Source organism: Nocardia sp. CNS-044, assembly GCF_059570515.1.
The window spans coordinates 139,491-162,133 of sequence record NZ_JCANSX010000008.1 but is presented as its reverse complement, the minus strand read 5'-3'; the positions used below and the strand labels follow the sequence as shown (position 1 = coordinate 162,133).

13 protein-coding genes are annotated in these 22,643 nt (G+C 68.9%); 6 read left to right on the top strand and 7 right to left on the bottom strand.

Annotation, left to right across the window (positions count from 1 at the left end; all coding sequences use genetic code 11):
• The first annotated feature begins 124 nt into the window (after positions 1–124).
• The 4 genes from T333_RS19935 to T333_RS19920 all read left to right on the top strand — a co-directional run bounded on the left by T333_RS19935 (position 125) and on the right by T333_RS19920 (position 2,618).
• On the top strand, positions 125–382 hold the full coding sequence (locus T333_RS19935) for a DUF2798 domain-containing protein (RefSeq protein WP_355003223.1): 258 nt from the start codon (positions 125–127) through the stop codon (positions 380–382).
• A gap of 209 nt (positions 383–591) precedes the next feature.
• Entirely contained in the window at positions 592–744 is a 153-nt protein-coding gene (locus T333_RS19930) for a hypothetical protein (RefSeq protein WP_355003222.1), read from the top strand.
• A 76-nt stretch (positions 745–820) separates the two neighbouring features.
• A complete protein-coding gene (locus tag T333_RS19925; RefSeq protein ID WP_355003221.1) occupies positions 821–1,117 on the top strand; it encodes a hypothetical protein in 297 nt (98 codons plus the stop codon).
• Positions 1,118–1,235: 118 nt separating this feature from the next.
• Positions 1,236–2,618: an ABC1 kinase family protein gene (locus T333_RS19920; protein WP_496425764.1), complete on the top strand. Its 1,383-nt coding sequence runs from the start codon at positions 1,236–1,238 to the stop codon at positions 2,616–2,618.
• A 2-nt stretch (positions 2,619–2,620) separates the two neighbouring features.
• Here T333_RS19920 and T333_RS19915 read toward each other — a convergent pair whose 3' ends face one another.
• A complete protein-coding gene (locus tag T333_RS19915) occupies positions 2,621–3,871 on the bottom strand; it encodes a PucR family transcriptional regulator (protein WP_496425419.1) in 1,251 nt (416 codons plus the stop codon).
• Positions 3,872–4,193: 322 nt separating this feature from the next.
• Between T333_RS19915 and T333_RS19910 the strand changes: the two genes are divergently transcribed.
• Positions 4,194–4,823: a TetR/AcrR family transcriptional regulator gene (locus T333_RS19910; protein ID WP_355003218.1), complete on the top strand. Its 630-nt coding sequence runs from the start codon at positions 4,194–4,196 to the stop codon at positions 4,821–4,823.
• A 32-nt stretch (positions 4,824–4,855) separates the two neighbouring features.
• Here the strand turns inward: T333_RS19910 and T333_RS19905 are convergent, their stop codons facing one another.
• The 3 genes from T333_RS19905 to T333_RS19895 are packed head-to-tail and all read right to left on the bottom strand — an operon-like array spanning position 4,856 to position 7,851.
• The gene (locus tag T333_RS19905) at positions 4,856–5,263 is read right to left on the bottom strand and encodes a transcriptional regulator (RefSeq protein ID WP_496425418.1); all 408 of its coding nucleotides are present in this window, start codon (positions 5,261–5,263) and stop codon (positions 4,856–4,858) included.
• A gap of 44 nt (positions 5,264–5,307) precedes the next feature.
• Positions 5,308–6,543 (bottom strand): glycosyltransferase, encoded by a 1,236-nt coding sequence (locus tag T333_RS19900; RefSeq protein ID WP_496425417.1) that lies wholly within the window; start codon positions 6,541–6,543, stop codon positions 5,308–5,310.
• 3 nt (positions 6,544–6,546) lie between these two features.
• Complete coding sequence (locus T333_RS19895; protein ID WP_496425416.1) at positions 6,547–7,851, bottom strand: glycosyltransferase; 1,305 nt, start codon at positions 7,849–7,851, stop codon at positions 6,547–6,549.
• Positions 7,852–7,949: 98 nt separating this feature from the next.
• On the opposite strand from T333_RS19895, the gene T333_RS19890 reads away from it, so the two are divergent.
• Positions 7,950–8,945, top strand: a complete 996-nt coding sequence (locus T333_RS19890; RefSeq protein ID WP_496425415.1) for a Gfo/Idh/MocA family protein — start codon at positions 7,950–7,952, stop codon at positions 8,943–8,945.
• Here the strand turns inward: T333_RS19890 and T333_RS19885 are convergent.
• The 3 genes from T333_RS19885 to T333_RS19875 form a co-directional block, all read right to left on the bottom strand.
• Positions 8,928–10,001, bottom strand: coding sequence for an alpha/beta hydrolase (locus T333_RS19885; RefSeq protein ID WP_496425414.1), 1,074 nt, complete (start codon positions 9,999–10,001; stop codon positions 8,928–8,930). The two genes, T333_RS19890 and T333_RS19885, sit on opposite strands and share 18 nt — an antisense overlap.
• Positions 9,998–12,046: a thioester reductase domain-containing protein gene (locus tag T333_RS19880; protein WP_496425413.1), complete on the bottom strand. Its 2,049-nt coding sequence runs from the start codon at positions 12,044–12,046 to the stop codon at positions 9,998–10,000. The genes T333_RS19885 and T333_RS19880 overlap by 4 nt, the downstream gene beginning before the upstream one ends.
• A gap of 380 nt (positions 12,047–12,426) precedes the next feature.
• Complete coding sequence (locus T333_RS19875) at positions 12,427–22,521, bottom strand: HAD-IIIC family phosphatase (protein ID WP_496425412.1); 10,095 nt, start codon at positions 22,519–22,521, stop codon at positions 12,427–12,429.
• Positions 22,522–22,643: the final 122 nt, after the last annotated feature.

The following is a 22,643-nucleotide window of genomic DNA, read 5'->3' as shown; positions in this document are numbered from 1 at the left end:
GCCGCGGATACCGTCGTCTCTATGCTCGACGCCGCGACTCGTCGCCGTAAGCGTTCACGTCAATCAACGCACCGATCTCGCCGACCGGTGGATCGTTGCCCTTGACGACCTTACGGAGCGTCCCATGTCCGAGACGACAACCGCCCCTCGCCCAGTCCGCAAGCTGCCCGCACGTTACGCCGCGGTGCTGCTGCCCATGCTGCTGTCGATTCTGATGACCTGCGTGGTCTCGCTCATCAGCACAGTGATCAGCGACGGCCTCGCGGTCGGCCAATGGCTGCGCGCGTGGGCGGTGTCCTGGCCGATCGCCTTCCCCACCCTCCTGCTGATGCTCCCGCTGGTCCGCAGGCTCACCGCGGCCATGGTGCGCACGCCGTCATAGGCGGCGGGCCGCTGCTCGGCGGGAACCCGATCAGTGCTTCCGCCACCGCGTTTGATTCGCCCGCGCGGTGGTACCCGCCCGGCGTATCGGACCGACAGCGCGGTCGGACCTGAGACCAACCGCGAAGGGGCACACGCATGTTCGGCGACAAGCACACGCCGCGAGCGCCCCTTCGCATGGCCGTTGTATCGCGGAGGAACGACATCGTGATGGACAATCCCACTGTGCGAAGCGGCGACGACCAGGACTTCGATCCGGTCGTCTGGCCCGACCCCAGCCCCCTCAGCTCCTGGTGGGCCGACGTCATGTCCGGATCGACGGTGCGGCCCCGCGCATCGGCCACCACCGCGGCCACGAGCTGACCGCTGTCAGCGATCTTCGAGCGGAGTTCGCGATCTCGGTCACGCCACGGCACATTCCGAGCTACCGTACCCAGGCATGGACAACGTGGAGCTGGATCCGCCGGTTGTGGCTGCACCGAATCGAACCGGACTCGTTCTCGACGTAGCTGCCGTCGGACTGGTCAACCCGCTGGCAATCGGCGAGGAACCCATACGCCCCTATATACAGTGCACCGACGCGCGCGTCTTCCTGCTCCCGACGGCATTGCACGACTGGGCGATCGACGTGATCGCCCAGCACCACGCCTGCCTCTCCGCCGGGGAGACGCCAATGTTCCCGCGCCAGATCGAATTCGGCGTCTTGGACGGGGGTTTGTACGCGGAACTGTTGTAGCCCTTCGGCGTCGGCGCGAAACCTGCAGTGCGGCACCGCGGAGCCGACTGCCGAGGCGATCGCGACGGTAATGTGGCCCGCGGCAGCACTCGCTGTGACGTGCCGAGGGAGGTACATGGTGGCCGGTCGGGTACCGCAGGGTCGCTTCGCGCGAGGGAGCCGGCTGGGCCGGTTGGCGGCCGAGCAAGCCATGCGTGGAGTGGGAACCCGGCTGTCGATGGTGGGCAGGACCGAGGAAGCCCGGCGAATTCTGGCCGAACGGTCCACGCTGCAAACCGCGCAGCAGATCGTCACGGTGCTGGGCGGTATGAAGGGCGCGGCGATGAAACTCGGGCAGATGTTGTCCGTCCTCGACGTGGATCTCGTTCCCGAACCGCATCGGGAAATGTTCCGAGTCAAGCTTGCCGAATTGCGCGACAAGGCGCCCGCGGTCGAATTCTCCGACATGCGGAAGGTGATCGAGAACGACCTGGGACCGTTGGCGCGGATCTTCGGCGATTTCGACGAGACTCCGGTTGCCGCCGCGTCGATCGGCCAGGTGTATCGCGCGCGGCTACATGATGGGCGTGCGGTCGCGGTCAAAGTGAAGTACCCCGGCGTGGACGACGCCGTCGAATCCGATATGCGTAATCTCGCGATGCTGAGCAGGCTGTGGAAATCGATGCTGCCCAGCGCCGCCGACGAGGCGGTGCTCGACGAGATCGCGCGCAACATCGCCGGTGAACTCGACTACCTGCGGGAAGCGCGAACCCAGCACCGAGTCGCCCTGCGCTTCCGCGACCATCCCTTCATCGCGGTCCCCGACAGCATCGCCGAATACTGTGGACACCACGTGCTGGTGACGGAGTTCGTCGACGGGCTGGCGTTTCGGCGATTGCGAACGCTGCCGGACAGCGAGCGCGATCGGATCGGCGAACTCGTCTACCGCTTCTACATCAATTCCCTGTTCTCCGATCACGAATTCTGCGGCGATCCGCACCCCGGCAACATCCTGCTCACCACCGACGGCCGCGTCGCGTTCGTCGATTTCGGCCTGTACCACAACATGGACCCGGCGCATGTCGCCTTCGAGCGCGACTGCCTCCGCGCCGCGGGCGAGCACCGAGCCGACGACCTCTACCAGGCGTGGGTAGGTCGCGGCATCATCGACCCGGACGCGGGCGTCACCGCGCGGGAATGCCTCGACTACGTCTGGGCCGCCGCGGGCTGGCACTTGGTCGACGAGGAGCTCACGATCACCCCCGAGCTCGCGACCGGAGCAGTGGTACTCGCCATGGATCCCCGCGCCGCCGAGTTTCGGGGTATGCGACGCCAATCCCTGCCGCCGGAGCACGTTTTCTCGCGGCGTGCGGACCTGTTCACCTTCGCCGCCATCGGCCAGCTCGACGCGACCAACAATTGGCATCGGATCGCACGGGAATGGCTCTACGACGAACCAGCGAGCACGGACATCGGCCGGGAGACGGCGCGGTGGCGAAACAGGACGCGCCAGCGGAATTGAAATCAGGCCGGTGTGCGAATGCCGACCGAAGCTGCCGTGCGCGGCGGCCGAACCCCGTCGGCGCGGGCGACCAACGCCGAGCGCAATTGCCACAACCCGCGGGCATCGCCGGGATCGAATCCGGTGAGCTGCCCGATACGCCGTAGCCGATAGTCGACGGTGTTGGCATGCACTCGCAGTCGTCGAGCCGCCTTCTGGCGGCTGAGATCGTTGGCGATGAAGATTTCCAAGGTCTCCAGCAGATCCGGGTGTTCGTCCAAGACGGCGAGCTTGTCGGCGAGGACATCGCGGCCGAGGCCGGGGCGATTCAGCTGGTGTTGCAGAGCGAGGTCGGTGAACCGATAGAGCCCGGGTTCGAGGCCGAGATGTGCTGCGGTGTCCAGCAATTCGTGTGCTCGATCGGCCGCCGCGGACACCTCGTCGGGCCCGGCGACGACAACGGCCGCGGTGATCGGCACCCGCGCGGCTTCGGACAAGGTTTCCACGACGCCGACGAGCTCCTCGTCGCGGCACAGCGTGGTGGCGACCAGAACGGTGCCGCCATCCACCGACAGCAGCGCCAGTGCCTGGTCACCGAACTGGTGCGCGAGGGCTGCCTGCAGCCGACGGAGTTTGCGTCGCGCGACGACCCGCCCGTCGACGGCAGGCCGGCTCTCGTCGGGATGGGCGGGCACCGACACCGCGAGCACGAAGTACTCCTCCGCGATCCGTATCCCGCATTCGCGCGCCATCGCGGAGGTGGCGTGACCGCCCAGCAGCGCCGAGGTCAGGGTGTGGATCGCACTGTGGTGTTGTGCCGCGACGGATTTGCATTCGCGCACATAGGCTTTGCCGATGGTGGCCGTCACCGACCGCAACAACTCCAAAGCGGTGAAGGCTGCCGCGACGGCGTCACTGTTCGTCCGCGGGAGCGACCTCGAAAGCAGCATTTCGATACCGGCTTTGAAGCCCTCGTGGACGATGTGCAAGACGGTGTCGATCGGGATACCCTCGTGGGCCCACCCCGCCGCGGCCACCCGGATACGCTCGACGCCTTCGGGCGAAGGGTGTCCGTTCAGCCGGTCGATCACCCACTCCATGCAGGTGCGCACCACGAAAGTGAGCTCGCTGCCTGCCGTCGCGCCCGACGTCTTGCACGGCATGACCGAGTCCAGCAGGTAGGCGATGAGGTCTCGGGCCATCCTGGCCACCTCGTTCGGCGAAGGCCGCTCACCGGAAACCACTTCGGGGCGGCCGATTGTTTCGCTTGTCACTGGTGACCTCCCTGTCGTAGAAGAGCCGTCACTGCACGGTAAGCCGAGTTTGCGCTCACCTTCTACTTCGCTTCGCGCTCGGCGAGACACGAGCCGGTTCGGTGCGTCTGCCTGCGGAAACGACTGCCCGCTCCGTCGGTCGGCGGAGCCTTTCCGCTGCCGAATATGCTCGGGTGCTCATTTCTTGGACGCGCCCGCTTCCGAACGCACCGCCCGTGGGCGCCCCGGTGTGCCCACTCGTCGAAGACCGGGTACCCGCACGCGTCGGCCGGGTTAAGGTGAGCAAAGCTCATTTTCGAGACTCGCAAGGCAGGAGTGCGTGATGCCGTCGAGAGTTGTCGGCCAGCGGCGCCGTCCGACGCAGGAGCGGGCGAAGGCGACGAGGGAACACATTCTCGACACCGCGGCGCGGTTGTTCGGGGACCGGGGAATCGCCGACACCTCGACGAATCGGATCGCTGCCGAGGCAGGGCTGAGTATCGGCACCTTGTATCGGTACTTCTCCGACCGCACCGAAATCGTGGAAGAGCTGCTCGAGCGGTTGCTGGTGAGCATCGAACGTCGCTTCACCCAGCAGGTTTTCGATGTCAGTCAGACGTCGGCGGAGCAGTTGGTGAGCGGTGTGTTGGGGGTGATCACCGACGAGCTGGTCGCTCGAGCCGATCTGGTGCGCGCACTGGTGGCGGGTGTGCAGTTCTACAGCAGCGGAATTCCCGAGTTCGAACCGCGGCTGCGGCTGCTGGTCAAGGTCATGATCATCCAGCTGCTGGGCCCCGGGAACGACCACGAATACGACGTCATGACCTTCGTGGTGATCAACACCGGTTTCGCTGCGGTGCTGCGCGCATCGACCATCGAACTCGACAGCTGTCAACGCAAGGAAGCGATCGACATGACCGCCCGAATGATGGCCGCCTGGATCGAAGCGCAACCGACCTACGTCCGCCGCTGACCGGAGGCGTCTTCATCGATCCCTCGACGAGGCTAGGGTGCGCGGTCGACATCGGTGCTGATGTCGAGTCCCGCGGCACGCAGCTTGTGCCGCAGTTCCCGGGCGTTCAGGTCGGCCAAGTACCGGTTGTAGGCGGCCAGCTCGATGTCGTCGGCGCTCGGCGGCCGTGACCATGGCAGCGGCGGCTGACGCACAGTCGCTGCGGCCCAGCGGTTCTCGTCGCGCGCGAGCATCGATTCCCGTTCCAGTCGCCGGGCGCGGACCGCCGCGAAAATCAGAAAACCCGCGAACAGCGGCCACAGCAGAACGTAGCCGATGTTCTGATCGATGCCCAGCGCCGATTCCGTCCGAGACCAGTGCCACGCCCCCAGAACGGCACACACCACCGCGGTGAGGACGAGCAGCAGGACCGCACGCTTGGAAATGAACCTCGTAGTCACACCCCAGTGTCTACTACACGCTCCGTAGACGTCGGGCGGCGGTGCTATTCGCGCACGACCGAGGCAGCCAGGGCGTCGGCGTAGACCGACAGGATTCCGCTGGTGTGCCTCGATTGGCGTGGTACGTCGGTGTGTGCCGTGAGTGCGCGGCGCATGTCGTGCAGTCGGGCGCGGTCTCGGGTGAGGGAGTTCAACACTGCGGCAAGCGATTCCACCGATGGGTCCGGGGTGCGGATGCCGCCCTCGTCCGGGACGGTTTCGGAGAGTTCGGGATCGCAGTACAGCACCGGGAGGCCCATCGCCATCGCTTCCAGGAGCACCATGCCCTGGGTGTCGCAGTCGGAAGTGAGCAGCAGCAGGTCGTGGGTGCGCATCGCGCGCAGGCAGTCGGCCTGGTCGACCTCGCCGTGCAGGTGCACGCGGTGGCCGAGGTTCGCCTCGGCGACCGCCGAGCGGGCCTGATCGGCGAGCGGTCCACTGCCGTAGACGGTCAGGGTGCAGTCTTCGACGCGGCGCGCCACCTCGATCGCCTCGAGCGGACGTTTCTCCGCCGACAGGCGACCACACCACAGCGCCCGCAACGGTGCGTCCGGATCCGCCGTCGTGCTCTCCGCGACTCGGACGCGGTCGAGCAGTTCGTCATCGATTCCGTTGGACACCACGTGAAGCGGACGAGCCACGCCGTGCCGGGCAAGGCGGCGGGCGAAGTGCTGGGTCGGGACTATCACCCGGTCGGCCGCCTGGGCCTGCGCGATCAGCGGCCGCCAGGCCAGCCTGGCGATACGGCTGTCGCCGTCGTGCGCTGGGCGTCCGCGCAACGGTACGAACCAGCCGTGCATCAGCCGCATGGTCAACGCGGACAGATACGGTGCTGGCGAGTACTTTTCGATGACGGTGTCGTCGCGGCTCTGCATGGTTTGGACCACGGGGATGCCGTGCCTGCGAGCGGCGCGCGCGCCGGAGATCCCGCAGCCGTAGGTGGTCAGCGCGTGCACGATGTCGATCGGGCCGCGCTCGGCGAACGCGGCGTCGATCAGGCGCCGGTTGGCGCGGGTCGGCAGCACGACGGGCAGCCCGTTGGACATCGAGACCGGCACCGCGCGCAGAATCACCGTATCGGCGTCGGGCGTCGTGTCTCCCGGTGCGGGAGCGCAGAATACGGTCACCCGATGGCCGAGCCGCCGCAGGCCGTCACACAGCGACCGCATCGCGGTCTGGACGCCGCCCAGGGTGTCCGGGTGGAAGTCGGTGAAGATCGCGACGTGCACGGAATCGACCACGGCTCAGGCCGACGCGGAGACGACGAGACGCTCCACCGCGTCGGCCGTGGCACGGACGCCGTTCTCGGCGGAGACGGCGCGGCCGAGTTCCTTCGCCCGCCTGCTCGCCTCGGGTGTCAGCGTCCGAACCAAGGCGTCGTGCAGCCGGTCCTCGGTCAGCGACGGATACGGGAAGTCGGCCCCGATGCCCAGCTCCGATATCCGCCAGCCGTAGAAGAACTGGTCGCTGTGCACGCCGATGACCACCGCGGGCAGACCGGCGCGCAGCACGTCGTGGGTGTTGCCGCTGCCGCCGTGATGGACGACCGCGCGACACCGCGGCAGGACCCGGTCGTAATCGAACGAATCCAGGACGAACAGCTTTCGGTCGTACCCGACCCCACGGGGGAACCCGTCGCCGCGCACGGTGACCAGGGCGCGAGCGCCCAGCCTGCGGCAGACGGCGGCGATGAGTTCGCAGCAACCGGCGGGATCGAGGATCGGCATTCCGGTCATGCAGAAGTAGATCGGCGGCTCGCCCTCGTCGAGCCATTCGGTCAGCGCCGGATCGACCACCGCCTCGCCCCATGCCTCGCGCATCCGCGCGGGCATGATCGGCGCGCCGACGACAGTCGAGCGGTCGGGCCAGTCGGCCGGTTTCGGCAGCAGCACCGGACTCACCATGTGCACCAGCGGGATACCGTCCTCACGTATGCGCCGGAACGGGTTTCGCGGCTTCCCCGGCAACTCCATCAGCTCGCGCACCCGCCGGTCCACCCGGTGATACGCCAGGCCGTACGCCATTTCGAAGGCCGAGTAGCTGGCCAGCCGTAGTCGCCGCGCGGAGATCATCCGCTTGACCATGAACGACGACGGGAATTCGCCGGTACGCTCCAGCGGATACGGCAGACAGCCCACGACGGTCTGACCCGTCTTCTCCGCGCGCTCCATCGCCCAGGGCAGCGTCGACGCGCACGAGACGATCACGTCGGCCGATTCGCAAGCGCCGCTGAGCACTTCGTGCATCCGATCGCCGCGCTCGCCCGCCATGATCTTGACCGTGTCGAGCATGATCCGGACGAACGGCAGCGTCTTCCCCGAGGAGAGCGCGCGCTTGGCCGCGGGCGATTCCAGCAGTTCCGCGGAGTTGAACGGGATGACGTGCGGGTCGAGCCCCGCGCGCCGCACCACGTCGGCGTAGTTCTCGGTGGCGGTCATCTCGACATGGTGGCCGCGCGAACCGAATTCGTCGGCCAGTGCGAGATACGGCTGATGATCGCCCCGGGTTCCCGCCGTCAGCAACGCGATTCGCATACTCTCGACTTCCATTCCTTGTTCGTCCACAGGCGAGATACGCCCGCGCTGAGTGTTCGTCCGGCCCTCGAAGCGGCCCGGCCGCGGCGCGGTGCCGATGTTAATGTCTGCTGATGACCGAAGACACGCGGCTCCGGATCGGGATTCTCGGGGCTGCCCGCATCGCGCCCGCGGCCGTGATCCAACCGGCCGGGCGCAATCCGGAGGTCGTCGTCACGGCGGTGGCCGCCCGGGATGGGTCGCGAGCGGAGCTGTTCGCCCGCAAGCACGGCATACCGAGGAGCTACGACAGCTACCAGGCGCTGATCGACGACCCCGATCTCGACGCGGTCTACATCCCGCTGCCCAACGGCTTGCACGGCCGCTGGACCCGCGCCGCCGTCCAAGCCGGAAAGCATGTGCTGTGCGAGAAACCGTTCACGGCCAACGCCGCCGAAGCACGCGAGATCGCCGATCTGGCAAACGCTTCCGATCGTGTCGTCATGGAAGCGTTTCACTACCGCTACCACCCACTGATCGCGGCAGCCGAGAAGATCATCGCCTCCGGCGAATTGGGAACGCCGCTGCGCGTGGAGGCCGCGTTCTGCTTTCCCCTGCCGAAGTTCTCCGACTTCCGCTACGACTACGCCCTCGCGGGCGGCGCGCTGATGGACGCTGGCTGCTACGCCGTGCACATGGCCCGCGTCCTCGGCGGCGAGAACCCGGAAGTCGTAGCGGCGCAGGCGAAGCGGCGCGACGATTACATCGATCGGGCCATTGCCGCCGAACTGCGCTTCCCGTCCGGACACACCGGCCGCATCCGGTGCTCGATATGGTCGGCCGACGTGCTGCGCGTCGGCGCCACCGTCATCGGCGAACGCGGCCGGATGCGGCTCGTCAATCCGGTGCTGCCGCACCTCGGGCATCTGCTCACGGTCCGCTCGGAAAGCGGCAGGCGGATGCGGCGCTTCGGCAATCGGACTTCCTACGACTATCAACTCGACGCCTTCGCGTCCGCCGTGCTGCGCGGCGAGCCGGTGCCGACAGCACCGGACGACGCCGTGCAGACCATGACCGTCATCGATGCCATCTACCGCTCCGCAGGTCTGCCGCTACGCCAGCCGAGCTGAGGTCTCGTCGAGAAAGTCGACGATGTGCCCGAACACGTCCAGCGCGGCGCCGCGGCCGATGAACGTGTCCAGGTGCCCGTAGGAGGGGATCTCGGTGTAGCGGACATCGATTCCCGGATTCCGTGCCGACAGCACCTCGTAGCACAACTTGTTCGAATCGAGCCACGCCTCGTTGCGGCTGCCGGACAGCAACAGCACCGGACAGTCGATGCGGTCGGCGTGGTCGAGGGCGTTCTCCGGCAGCGAGCCGTAACGGTCGTCGTCGACGTTCCATCGGACCGCGGCGTGCGCCAACTCCATCTGCCGCAGGTGCGGCAGCACCGAAAGCGGTATCGCACCGAACAATTCGGCCAGTCTGTCGTGGGTGCGCGGGTCCAGGTGGTCGTGCTCGAACAGTTTGGCGCCCATCCCCCACCCGTGGTGCACCATGCGGCAGGTGGGGTCGGGGCAGTCGCCTTTGCGCGACAATGCCGCGTACAGCAGGGTGCGCTTGGACCAGAGCCCGACCTTGCGGAAGTCGGATTCGATGTGGCCGACGCGCGAACCGAGCAATTCACTGCCGAGCAACACACGCACCCGCGCGGGCGTGCTGACCTTCGGCGTCAGAAAGACACCCTGCGCGACGACGCCCGCCAGTCCCGGTAGCAGTCCCGCCGTCATACTCAGCGAGAGCGCCAAGGCGCCGATGCAATGCGCGACGACGAACAGCGGATGGTCCCCGATCCGCTCCCTGATCCGCGCGACCGCCTCCGGGATGTCGTAGAGCGCGACGTCGTCGAAGGTGTAGGCGGGACCGGATTCGTTGTAGGGCAGGCGGCAACTGCCACGCCAGTCGAGCAGCCACGACTGGTAGCCCGCATCGGCCAGCACATCGGTGATATCGCGAATCTCGGGCAGCGCGAACATCTCCGAGGACACTCCGTGCCCGTGCACCAGCAGCACCGCGGGCGCGTCGGCCGGTCCCACGCGGCGCAACGTCAGATCGACGCCGTCTGCGGTACGAAAGGAAAACATCTCTACGGCAGGTAGTTCCGGTGTCGCGCGTAGGTCTGTCATCGGCGGTGTTCCATCCGCATGGCTCGGCGCAGATCGAGCAGATCGGTTCCGACCCGCAGAATCGGTTCCACCAGGCTCTTGCCGAGCTGACCGCCGAACCAGCTGAGCCACAGCATTTTCGCCAGGCGCTGTTGCCGTTCGGGCAGCCGAGGATCGATCTGGATGCCGTCGATCTGGTCGGGTAGGTAGGTGTGCATCGGCACGGCGACCTCGCCGGTGTAGGACGCGGGCTCTCCGGCGCGGCCGAGCTCGATCACCTGTGTTCCGAGCTGCCGCACGAGGCGTCTGCGCGCCGCGGCGAACTTGTATCCCTCCAGCCACCACTCGCCGCCGGAGGCGTCGCGCAGCGTGAGGCGGTAATGCATGATCGGGTGCCGCACTTCGTGGCGCAGCGGCAGTCCGTCGTGCGGTCGCACCGTCGCGATGCCCTCGACGGTGAGCGGCTCGTCGTGCAGACCGGTGCAGGTGAGTTCGCCGGTGACGTCGAGTGTTCGCGCGGTGAACACCTGCGCGCCGCTCGCGACGGACAGGGTCAGGCGTAGGTCGCAGAGGATTTCGGCGGGCTCGCCGATCGGGCCGACCATCCCGGCGAGTGTCTCGTTGAACCGCAGGTAGGGCTGTTCGCTCGCCTGCGGCCCGAGGCCGGTCATGGCCGCGAGCATCCGGCCGCGCGCCGCCGGACCGGGTGTGGCGGGCGCGGGCAAGCCGTTCGCGGAGACGAAGGCCTCGGTGCGTGTGGCCGATGCGGGCGGCGCGGTGACCATAGCCGCCAGCTGCCGACGGGCGACCGGACTCTGCAACACCTGCGCGAGCGATTTTAGCTCCGGCACCGGTTCCTCTCTGATCCGGCGGACCACGTCGTCGCACCACTGCTCCCAATGCTGCACACGAATGCCGATGCCGCCCAACGTCGTTTCGGCGACGATCCGATCGAGTGAGGTGGGGGCGCCGGTGAGATGATAGGTGTGCCCCCAGGCGCTCGGCGTACCGACGATCTCGGCGGCCACCCGGCTGACCCAATCCACCGGTGCGGCGTTGAGGTACCGGAATCCGGGTGCGGTGCGGAAACGCATCAGCGCCGCGGTGATTCCGGCATTGAGATCGCGCGGGTTGTGCGCACCGGTCTCGGGGTGGCTACCGATGCCGCCCGGCCGGAGGACGGTCACCACGAGTCCGTGTTCGCCCGCCCGGCGCAGCACGGCCTCGGCGGCCCATTTCGACCGGTCGTAGCCGATGGGCAACGCGGCGACGTTGGCGGTCGGATCGTCCTCGCCCAACGCGGTGGCGTCGGTTCCGTTGAACACCGCCAGCGAGGAGATGTGGTGCACCGGTTTGGGTTTGCCGGTGCAGGCCAGTTCGGCGAGGGTCAGCGGGCCGAGGACGTTGGTCCGGCGCAGCGACGGGTAGCCGCGCAAAAAGTCCACCGCGGCCCCGGCGTTGACGATCGAATCCACCTCGGCGGCGAGAGTTGCCCAGCGCTCGTCGGAGAGACCGAGCCGTGGTTCGCGCAAATCCCCGGCGAGTGGTGTCACGCGGCGTAGCACTTCCCGCGACCACGGCAGCATGAAGCGCCGCACGGCGTGCTCCAGCCGTTCGGCGGCGGCCTGATCGTCGGCGGCGCGAACCAAACACACCACGTGGGCCTCGCTGTGCCGCAACACATCCAGCAGCAAGTGACTGCCGAGGAAGCCGGTCGCGCCGGTCAGCAGGATGTGGCGCGGCGCGACCCGCTCCGGTGGCGCCACCAGCGGCAGTCGGTCGACGCCCGCGAGATCGGCGAAGAGCTGGGCCAGATCGTCGGTATCGCCCTCGTCTTCGGTATCCCGCTGCGGTACAGCGGTTTCCGGGTGGTCGGCCAGCCAGCGGTTGGCCAGCCTGCGCGGGCGCGCGTCGAAGAACACCGTGTCGAGGTCGAGGTGGATATCCAGCTCACGCGCCAGCGCGGCGACGAATTCCACCGCCGCGATGGAGGTGCCGCCCGCGTCGAAGAAGTCGGTGTCGGCGTCCATGGTTGTCGCGGTGAACCGGTTCGCCAGGGCGGTCACCGCCGCGATCACCGCGTCCGCATGAGCCGACGGCGCGGCGGAGTCGGTGGGCGCCGTGGCGGGTCCAGGTTCGACCGGTGGCGTACCACCGATCCGCTGGGCCGAGTCGCCGAGAGCCGCGGCGGTGGATCCGGAGTCGACCGTCGGTACGTCACCGATCCCTCCGACCGAGTGGCCGAGAGCTTCGGTGGTGCGACTGCTGCCTGACCTTCGGACTATCGAAGATGCAGCGGCGCTCGATGTTTCGGCAACAGATGCAGCACCGGTACGCGCGAGCAAAGCGGCGACATCGAGCCCGCCAGCGCCCCGTTCGAGTGCTTCGCCGCGCACGCGACGATCGACAGCCGGATTGCGGACCGTCGTCGGCTCGTCGGAATCGGTCACCGGGCCACGTCCTCTCCTTGTGCCTCGGTCTCCCAGGACCGGAACGCCCGCAGGCGCTGGAAAGTCACCGACACATCCAGCCGCTGGTCGGCGGATCCTCCGACCAGCCGTGCGGCCAACCGCCGAGCGGGTTCGTTCCGGGCGGTGTGCTCGACGGACATCCGTACCGTCGAGCGGCCGAGGGCGTCGGCCCGATCCGCCACCCAAGCCAGCAGCCGCTCCTCGACGCCGCGACCGAGGGCGCGGCAGCTGAGCTGCCAGCCGCGAATCCGCAGCTCGTCCGTGTCCGCCCGCAGTGCGAGTACCGAGATCAGGCCGTAGTCGCCGAAGCGGTCACGCGCCGACGCCGTCCACACCTCGCCCTCGGCGCGCCATGTGTCGAGATCGTCGGTGGTCACCTCGGCGAGGGTGAACTGATTGGTCCGCAGGACGAGTTGCCGAGCACGCGCCAGGGTGGCGTCGCTCAGCGGCTCGATATCGACCTCGAGGTTCAACCCCGCGAGGAATTCCGCGAATTCCGTTGCGGCGCGGGCGCTGTCGCGTTCGTACTCTTGCCGATAGAAGTCGGCCCGTGCCCGATCCTCGGCCGTCGCCGCGACCGGAACCATCGGCCACAGTCGCGACAGGAACGACTCCAGTTCCGCGGCGGGCGGGCACGTCACCGACAGCACCTCGGGCAGCGACGCGCGCATCCGCGCCACCTCGACCGGGTTGTCGTCGAGGTAGCAGAAGCTGTCGAGCCCGAGCCGCAGTGTGCGTGCGATCCGCTCCAGCCGCTCTGGCTTGCCGTCCCAGCCCGCGGACACGGCGGCGAAATGCTCGCGGCGCAGCGGGCTGTCGGGCCGGTCCAGGATCGCGCGGACGACGTCCTCGTCGTTGTTGGACACCAGCGCCAGCAGTGTTCCCGCGGCGCGCCATTGCAGCAACCGCTGCGCCAGCGCTTGGCGCGGTTCATCGAAAACGACTGCGTCGGAGCCTATCTCGCCAGCCGTACCGCTCCACAGGGTGTCGTCACCGTCCACGGCTATGACCTTCGGCACGGGCTCCGTCACGGCGGTCGCGGTGGCGACCAGGGTGAGCGCGACCGCCGCCTGGAATTCGGGCGTGAACGGCAGGTGTGCCAGGATCTCGGTCCGGCCGTCGAAGGGGTTGTCCACCGGGTGGCGGCGCGTCCACTCGCCCGCTTCCAGCACCGCGACACCGGGACGATCGCGCAGGCGTTCGGCGACCGACCGCTCCCATTCGAGCAACCGCTCCGCCGAACCGGCGGAAGGCAGGATGCCGACGATGATCGGCCGACGCGTGCGTTCGACTACCTCGAGGACTGCCGCCGGGTATTCGGCGGCCAGTTCGGCCAGCAGGTCGTCGGAGATCTCGCCGAAACGTTCCAGGTCGGCCGCGCGTAGCAGCACGATGCCCAAGTCCGTCGACGGCTGCGCGAAAACGCCGGAGGGGTCCCGCAGGCAGGACAGCACATGGTGATACGGCGCCTCCACGACGGTGATCGCCGTGGCATCGGAGGCCGCGGGAACCAGCTCGGGCAACCTGCCGAGCGCGAAGGTCGCGCCCAGCGCCGCGCGGACGCCGGAAACAGACTGCTGTTCAGCGATTTCCGGCCGAGCCGCCGCACCGGGGTCGGTGACGACCGCCGCGACCGTCGCCAGATAGTCCGTGCCGAATTCGGCGCAGGTCCGCGCGTCGATGATGTCGCTGTTGTAGGTGAACCACACCTGGCCGGTGTCGGGCAGCACCGCGACCATGAGATCGAGATCGGAGTATCCCGTGCTCACCGGAACGATCGCGGCGGGGGCGACAGCCGAGTTGGCGCGCAGGTAGTTGAAGTACACCTCGATCATCGGCGCGTTGTCGCGGTGCAGCCCCTCGGCGGCCAGCGCGGCGAGCACTTCGGCGAAGCCCGCGCCGGGCGCGAGCAGGTTCCGCAGCCGCTCGCCGGTGCGCCGCAGCACATCGGTGACGAGGTCACCCGCTGGTGCGGAGGCCGGGAAGGGCACGGGCACACCGAAATATCCGACGGCATCGGTCGCGTCGGCGTGCATGCGAGTGTCCACCGGCACCGCCAACGCGAATCGATCCACCTGCTGCCGACGTGCCAGCAGAATGGTCAGCGCGCCGAGGAAGACCGCGGCCGGGGTGATGCCGAGGTCTCGGGCCCGGTCCGCGACCCGGTCGTGCAGTCCGGCGGGCATGTCGAGCGCGACCGACTCCGCGCCGTAGCTGCGCCGGGCCGAACGCGGATGCGCGAAAGTCAGTTCGAGCCTGCGAGATCCGGAGAACGCGTCGCGCCACCGAGCGATCGCGGGGTCCGCGTCGGCGCGTCCGCTCGACTGTGCGGCCAGCAGCTGGTGCATGTCGCGGTTCGTCACGGCGCCGCCGAGGTCGACGCCGGATAGTTCCGCGGCGAGCTCACCGGCGACCAGCAGCATCGACTGCACATCGCTCATGCTGTGATGCGCGCCGAAAAGCACTGTCTGGTCGCTATTTTCAGCGTTCAGCAGTTCGAAGCGCCACAGCGGACCCGTCTCCAGGTCGAACGGCCGCGCCATCAGCTCTCGAAAACACCGCTCCAGTACGGCGTCGTCGAGTCGATCGAGATCGCGCCACGCCGCCAGCTCCCCTGGCTCGCGATGAACCTCGAGCTGGCGCCCGTGCTCGGCGCTGGGCCGGATGGTGGTGCGCAGCGCGGCATGTCGGCGCGCCAGCCGCGCCAGCGCTTCCTCCAGCCCCTGCCGGGTGACCGGCGTAGCAAGCCGCACGGCGACGCCGCCGGTCTGCGCGGCACTCGGGATACCGAGTTGCTCGGTCCGCAGCAACCGCATCATGTCCCTGGTCACCGGTAGCACTTCGACCTCGGGCACCTCGGCGGTCGCGTCCGTTCCGGCGGAATCGGCTTGGCTCAGCATTTCTTCGACGAGATAGTCGGCGAGGTCGGCGAGGCTCCGCTCGGCGAGAATGGTGCCGAGTGGCACGGCGATTCCGGTGTGCTCGCGCACCTTGTTGCGCAGTTCCACCGCCATCAAGGAGTCGAGGCCCAGGCTTTGGAACGTCTGCTCGGGCGCGACCGTTTCGGCGGCGCTGTGGCCGAGCACCTCCCCGGTCCACTCGGTGACCGCGGCCGTCGCCAGGGTGGTCGCCTCCGCGCGCGGCAGCGCCCGAAGTTGTTCGGCGAAGCGTGATCCCGCCGCCGCGTGGACGGGTGCGCGGTCGGCTGCGGCCCGCCGGGGCGCGCGGCGCACGAGCCCGCGCAGCAGCGGCGGGACGGCCGACGCGCGGCGCAGCACGTCGGTGTCGAGCAGCAGGGGAACCAGCATCGGATCGCCGAGCCGCAGCGCGGCGTCGAAACAGGCCATGCCCTCGGACACCGAGAACGCGCGGATGCCCGCTCGCGTGATACGCCGGATGTCGGCCTGCGCCATGTGGTCGTGCATGTCGACTTCCCACGCGCCCCAGGCCAGCGACTGCGCGGGCAGACCGAGCGACCGGCGATGCAGCGCCAGGGCATCGAGGTAGGCGTTGGCCGCCGCGTAGTTGGCTTGGCCCGGTGTGCCGAACAGGCCGCCCGCCGCGGAGAACAGCACGAACATCGACAGGTTCCGGTCCGCCGTCAGCTCGTGCAGGTGATGTGCCGCATCGACTTTCGGGCGCAGCGCGGCGGCGAGCCGGTCGGGCGTCAACGCGCCAAGTGTGCTGTCTTCGAGCACCGTCGCCGCGTGGACCACACCGGCGAGCGGCATACCGTCGAGCAATCGCGCCAGAGCGGATCGGTCGGTGATGTCGCAACGCGCGAAACGCACACGCACGCCACGGCTTTCCAGGTCGTCGCGCAACTCCGCGCCGCCGGGTCCGTCGATACCGCGACGGCTGACCAGCACCAGGTCTCGGGCGTCGTAGGCGTCGGCCAGATGACGAGCCAGCGCCGAACCCAGCCGACCAGGGGCCCCGGTGATCAACACCGTTCCGTCCCCCAGCGGCACCCGGCCCTCCGGCGCGCGCCCTGCCGTCTCCGGCAGCCGAACCAGCCGCGGCACGAACGCCACGCCGTCGCGCACCGCGAGCTGTTGTTCGCCCGCGGCCAGGAGCGCGGCGAAATCCACTTCGGAGTCGCCCGTATCGAGCAGCATGATCCGGCCCGGATTCTCCGACTGTGCCGAACGGACCAGTCCCCACACGACCGCGCCCGCCGGATTCGGGCTGTCCACACCGGGAAGCGCCACCGCCCCACGGGTACGCACCACTAGCGTGGCTTGCTCGAAGCGGTTGTCCGCCAACAGCTTTTGTAGCGCGGCGAGCGTCCGCTGGGCCGTGTCGTGTACCTCACTCGGCGAATCACCCTCGGGCACCGGCAGAACGATCGCGTCGGCGACCTCCGGCTCACCGAGATTCCACTCGCTCACTGTGATCGTCCGGTTCGGCACGGACAGCGATATCCGCGACCACTCCATCCGGAACAGCCGACGGTACGCGGGCGCGAGCGAGGCGGCGTCCCACTGCGCGGCGGCTACCGGGCGCGACAGGACCGAACCCACGGACACCACCGGCTGCCCGGTCCGATCGGTCGCGGACATGGTGACGGCATCCGAGCCCGACCTGGTGAGCCGGACGCGCAACGCGGTCGCGCCGGAGGCCCACAGCGCGACATCCGTCCACACGAAGGGCAGCAGGGCGTTCCCACCGTCGGCGGCGAACAGCGCGGTGGCGTGCAACGCGGCGTCCAGCAAGGCCGGGTGGATACCGAACCGCGCGGCGTCACCGTGAGCGGCTTCGGGGAGCTCGACCTCGGCGAAGATCTCGTCCTCACGTCGCCATGCCGCCCGCATCGCCCGGAACAGCGGACCGTAGTGGTGCCCGCGCGCGAACAGCTTCGCGTACAGGTCGTCGACGTCGACGCGCACCACTCCGGCGGGCGGCCACGCCGTCGAATCCGATTGCGGGGGAGCCGGTTCGGGCTCCTCGGCCAGTACACCCTCGGCGTGCAGTGTCCACTGGGCATCCGGATCGTGTTCGTCGCGAGCGTAGACGCGCACCGTCCGGCGGTCCTCAGCGTCGGGGCCGCCGACCACCGTCTGGATCTGCGCGGATCCGCGCTCGGGGACGAGCAGCGGAGCGCGCAGCACGAGCTCGCGCAGCACCGGAGCGTCCACCTCGTCACCGGCCCGAATCGCCAGGTCGACCAGCGCCGCACCGGGCAACAGCACCGCGTTCGGTCCCGCGTGATCGGTCAACCACGGCTGTTGCCCGCGCGACAGTCGGCCGGTCAGTGTCACGCCGCCCGAATCCGGCTGCGGCACAGCGGTGCCCAGGATGGGGTGCGCGACGTCCGTCAGTCCGAGGGAGGCGGTGTTCCGGCTCGCGGAGTCGGTCCAGAACCGCCGCTCGTCGAAGGCGTAGGTGGGCAGATCCACCCGGCCGTATTCGGGAACCAGCCTGGTCCAGTCGAGTTCGTGCCCCGAGACGTACAGTTCGGCCTGCGCCCTGGCCAAGCAGGTCGGTCCGTCCTGGTCCCTGACCAGCGATCCGACGGCCACGACCTCGCGCGCGAGTTCCTCCGACACCGTCTTGACGGCCGCGGTCAGCGACGGGTGCACGCCGAGTTCGACGAAGTACCGGAACCCGTCGGCGATCATGCGTTCGATCGTGGCGGCGAATCGCACGGTCTCGCGTGCGTTCCGGTACCAGTAGTCGGGCCCGATCGGTTCGTCGGTCATCGGCTCGCCCGAGACGGTCGAATACCACTGTGTCACCGGCGAATCCGGCGCCACGTCCGCCAATTCGGCCAGCAGCGGATCGCGGATGGATTCGATCAACCGGCAGTGCCCGGCGAAGCCCGGACCGGTAGCGCCGAGCCGCGTGTAGATTCCCGCTCGCTCCATCTCGGCGAGCAGTTCCGCCACCGCGGCCTGCTCGCCCGCCACGATCGTCGAGCGGCGCACATTGACCGCCGCGATCGACACCCGGTCCTCGAACTTCGCCAGCCGCTGGCTCACCTCGGCCTCGGGCAGGCCGATCATCGCCATCGACCCGGGTTCGGTGATGCCCCGCATCAGGCGGCTACGCGTGAGGACGATCCGTGCGGCGTCACCCAATTCGATGACACCGGCGCAGTAGGCGGCGGCGATCTCGCCCTGACTGTGGCCGATGACCGCGTCCGGGGTGACGCCCGCCGCCCGCCAGGTGGCCGCGAGCGCGGCCATGGTCGCGAAAAGCAGCGGCTGCACGACCGGGAAGTCGGCGAGATCGGCGTCGGTCATGGTCGCCAGCCTGTCCACCAGCGACCATTCGATGTGCGCGCCGAAAGCCTTGTCGCACTGCGCGAATTCGGCCCGGAACTCGGCCGAGGAGGCGAGCATGTCGCGGGCCATGCCGACCCACTGCATGCCCTGCCCCGGGAAGACGAAGGCGGTCTTGGCGTTGGTGAGCACCGGGCCGGCGCCGACGACGGCGTTCGCCGAGGACCGTCCGTCCACCAGATCGCGCAGGGCGCCGATCATCTCGTCTCGATCGCTCGCTACCACGACCGCGCGACGCTCGAACTGGGTGCGCTGCAATGCCAGCGCGCGCGAGACCGGGCCGGGCCGCAATCGCGGATCGGCGACCACCAAGTCCAGCAGCCGTCGAGCCTGACCGTGCAGCGATTCCCGGCTGCGGGCCGAGATCGGCAGCAGCGCCACGCTCGGGTCCTCGACCGTCGGGTCCGGCGCCACCGTCGGTTCGGCCGGGGCCTCCTCGAGGACAAGGTGCGCGTTCGTGCCGCTGAGACCGAAGGCGCTCACACCCGCGCGGCGCGGCCGATCGCCCTTCGGCCACGGCATCGGCTCGGAGCGCACGACCAAACCGCTTCGCTCCCAGTCGATCTGCGGTGACGGCTCACTCGTGCCGAGGGTGGCGGGGATTCGCTCGTGTTGCAGCGCGAGCACCAGCTTGACGATGCTGCCCACGCCCGCCGCGGCCTGGGTGTGGCCCACGTTGGATTTCAACGATCCGATGCCGAGCGGCCGGCGCGGATCACGGTCGGGCCCGAACACCCGGCCCAGCGCGCGTGCCTCGATCGGATCGCCGAGCGCCGTGCCGGTGCCGTGCGCCTCGACGTAGTCGATATCGTGCGGCGCCAGACCCGAGACACGCAGCGCCGACCGCAGCACCTGCTCCTGGGCCGCTCCGTTCGGCGCACTCAGTCCCTGACTGCGGCCGTCCTGGTTGACGGCCGAACCACGAATGACGGCGAGGACCTTGTCGCCATCGCGGCGCGCGTCCCCGAGCCGCTTCAGCAGCAGCAGACCGGCGCCCTCGGCCCACACGGTCCCGTCGGCGTCGGCCGAGAACGGCGCGCACCGGCCCGTCGGCGACAGCACGCCCAACCGGCACAGCTCGATATGGGCGGTCGGCGACATCAGCAGCGTCGCGCCGCCCGCCAAGGCGAGGTCGCACTCCCCCGCGCGCAGCGCCTGCGTCGCCAGATGCACCGCGACGATCGACGAGGAGCACGCCGTGTCCACAGTGACTGCCGGACCGTGCAATCCGAGCGTGTAGGCGACCCGGCCGGACGCGACGCTCGGCGACAACCCGGTGCCGACCTGGCCGTTCAGCTGCTCCGGCGCGGGATCGGCCAGATAGCCGGTGCTGTAGACGCCGAGATAGACACCGGTCGCGCTGCCGTGCAGGGCGCGCGGATCGCGACCCGACCGTTCGATCGCTTCCCAGCTGAGCTGCAACATCATTCGCTGCTGCGGGTCCATCACCGCGGCCTCGCGCGGGCCGATGCCGAAGAACGCGGCGTCGAAACGGTCGATGCCGTCGACGTAGCCGCCGCGGAAGGTGTACGCCTTGCCGGTCGCGGAGGTATCGGGGTCGTACAGGCCCTCGATATCCCAGCGGCCCGCGGGCACCTCGGTCAGGGCGTCGCGGTTGCTGTCCAGGAGGCGCCACAGCGCCTCGGGTGAATCCACCGCACCGGGGAATCGGCAGGACATCGACAGGATGGCGATCGCGTCGTCGTCGGCCTCGCCGTCCTGAGCCGAGTCCAGAACCTCGGCACCGGACGCCGCCGGCTCGTCGGCTTCGGTCGGGGCCAGCGCGGTGGCCACCCCGTCGATCGTGGGATGGTCGAACAGCAGATTGGTGTCGAGGAAACGGCCGACGAAATCCGACAGGTCGATCACCATCTCGACCAGATCCGCGGAGCCCAAACCGAATTCGACCATCGGCCGGTGCACGTCGATGCGTTCCGGATCCAGCGCCGCCTGCCGTGCGATCGCCGTCACCAGCCAGGATCGGATCGCGGCGGCGGACGGCTCCGCGCCGGTCCGCTCCGCGGATTCGGCGCTCTCCGAGTCGGTTTCGTAGTCGTCCAGCTCGTCTTCGGGCGAGCGAACCGGCCCCGCCGACAGGGCGAGCAGCTCGCCGGACAGATACGCCGCCCGGCAGGCCGAACGCTGGATCTTCCCGCTGCTGGTCTTGAAGATGGCGCCGGGCCGGATCAGCAGCACCGCCGCGAGCGTGAGGCCGTGGTCGGTCGCCACCGCGGCGCGCACCGCGCCCTCGATCTCGGCCAGCTCGACGGGCTCCTCGCCGCGCACCTCGGCCACCACGACCGGCTGCTCGCCGTCCGCCCCGAGGTCCACGGAGAACGCCGCGACACATCCGGGCCGGATCCCGTCGTGCGCGGCCTCGACGGTCTGCTCGATGTCCTGTGGATAGTGATTGCGTCCGTCGACGATCAACAGATCCTTGCGCCTGCCGGTGACGAAAAGCTCCCCGTCGGCGACGAATCCGAGGTCACCGGTACGGAGGAAACGGCGATCGTCGTCGGGCAATGCCGCACCGAAGATCTCGGCGGTAGCCCGCTCGTCTCGGAAATAGCCTGCGGCCACGCTGTTTCCGGCGACCCAGATCTCACCTTCGTCCCCGTCGCCGCGTTCGACGCCGGTCTCGGGATCGACGACCGCGATCGACATTCCTTCGGCCGCACCGCCGACACCGACCAACTCCGCGCCGCGAGCGCGGTTTCCGACAGCGTTTCGTCCCGGCACGTCCAGAAAGGTCGGCGGCGCCGCGACGGGTGGTGCGGTCACGATCAGGGTCGCTTCGGCCAAACCGTAGACCGGGTGGTGGGATTCGGCGCGAAACCCGGCCCGGCCGAAGGTCTCGGTGAACCGCCGTACCGTCGCGGCCCGCACCGGTTCGGAGCCGTTGAACGCCACCCGCCAGTGGCTCAGATCAAACCGATCGATCTGCTCCGGCGCGATACGGCGGGTACAGAGCTCGTACGCGAAATTGGGGCCGCCGCTGGTGTGGGCGCGATAGGTCGAGATCGCTTGCAGCCAGCGCTCGGGCCGCTGCAGGAAATGCAGCGGCGACATCAGCACCGAATGCGCGCCGAGGTAGACCGTGTGCAGCAGCGGCGCGATGAGTCCCATGTCGTGGTACATCGGCAGCCAACTGGCGAACAGCGCGCCGTCCCACGACTCGACCAGCGCGCGGTCGTGACCGAGGCCCGCGGCGATGGCGTCCTGGTTGTGCAGCAGATTCCCGTGCGTGAGCAGCACGCCGCGCGGCGCGCTCGTCGAACCGGAGGTGTACTGGATGAACGCGACCGAATCCGGTCCGAGATCCGGCTCCTGCCACGACGAGGCGAGATCGCCGGGCATCTCGTCGGTCGCCAGCCAGCGCACACCCGCCAGCTCCGGGATCTCGGCGCACAGGGCGGCGGACTCCGCGACGACCCGGCTCGGAGCCAGCACCACACCGACTTCCGCGTGCGCCACCATCCGCCGCAGCCTGCGCAGCGACCGGTTCTCCCATTCTGGCAGTGGCGCCGGGACGGCGACCACGCCCGCGGCCAGACAACCGAAGAACGCCTCGGCGAACTCGGGTCCCGCCGGGTACAGCAACAGTGCCCGTTCCGGCGTCGCGTCTTGCAAGGCCGCAGCGATCGCCCTGGCGCGAACGCCCAGGTCCGCGTAAGACATTTCGCGGACGACGCCGTCGACGTCACCACTGGCCAAGAATCGATACACCAACTCGGCGGGTCGGTTCTCGACCTGAGCGAACAGTGTGTCGACGAAAGACTTGAGCACGAACTACTTCCTCTTGCCGGTAACCGAGATTCAGCCGGTCTGGTTCCCCCGCGGCACGAGGAGTGGCAGGCCGTGCGTTGTGACTGACAGCGCTCCACAATATAGCCGCCACCGCGCCTCTC

What these genes read in the sequence shown, in the direction of transcription:
- T333_RS19930 (WP_355003222.1), top strand. Translation starts at nt 592, where the DNA reads ATGGACAATCCCACTGTGCGAAGCGGCGACGACCAGGACTTCGATCCG.
- T333_RS19890 (WP_496425415.1), top strand. Translation starts at nt 7,950, where the DNA reads ATGACCGAAGACACGCGGCTCCGGATCGGGATTCTCGGGGCTGCCCGC.
- T333_RS19925 (WP_355003221.1), top strand. Translation starts at nt 821, where the DNA reads ATGGACAACGTGGAGCTGGATCCGCCGGTTGTGGCTGCACCGAATCGA.
- T333_RS19895 (WP_496425416.1), bottom strand. Translation starts at nt 7,851, where the DNA reads ATGGAAGTCGAGAGTATGCGAATCGCGTTGCTGACGGCGGGAACCCGG.
- T333_RS19910 (WP_355003218.1), top strand. Translation starts at nt 4,194, where the DNA reads ATGCCGTCGAGAGTTGTCGGCCAGCGGCGCCGTCCGACGCAGGAGCGG.
- T333_RS19935 (WP_355003223.1), top strand. Translation starts at nt 125, where the DNA reads ATGTCCGAGACGACAACCGCCCCTCGCCCAGTCCGCAAGCTGCCCGCA.
- T333_RS19885 (WP_496425414.1), bottom strand. Translation starts at nt 10,001, where the DNA reads ATGACAGACCTACGCGCGACACCGGAACTACCTGCCGTAGAGATGTTT.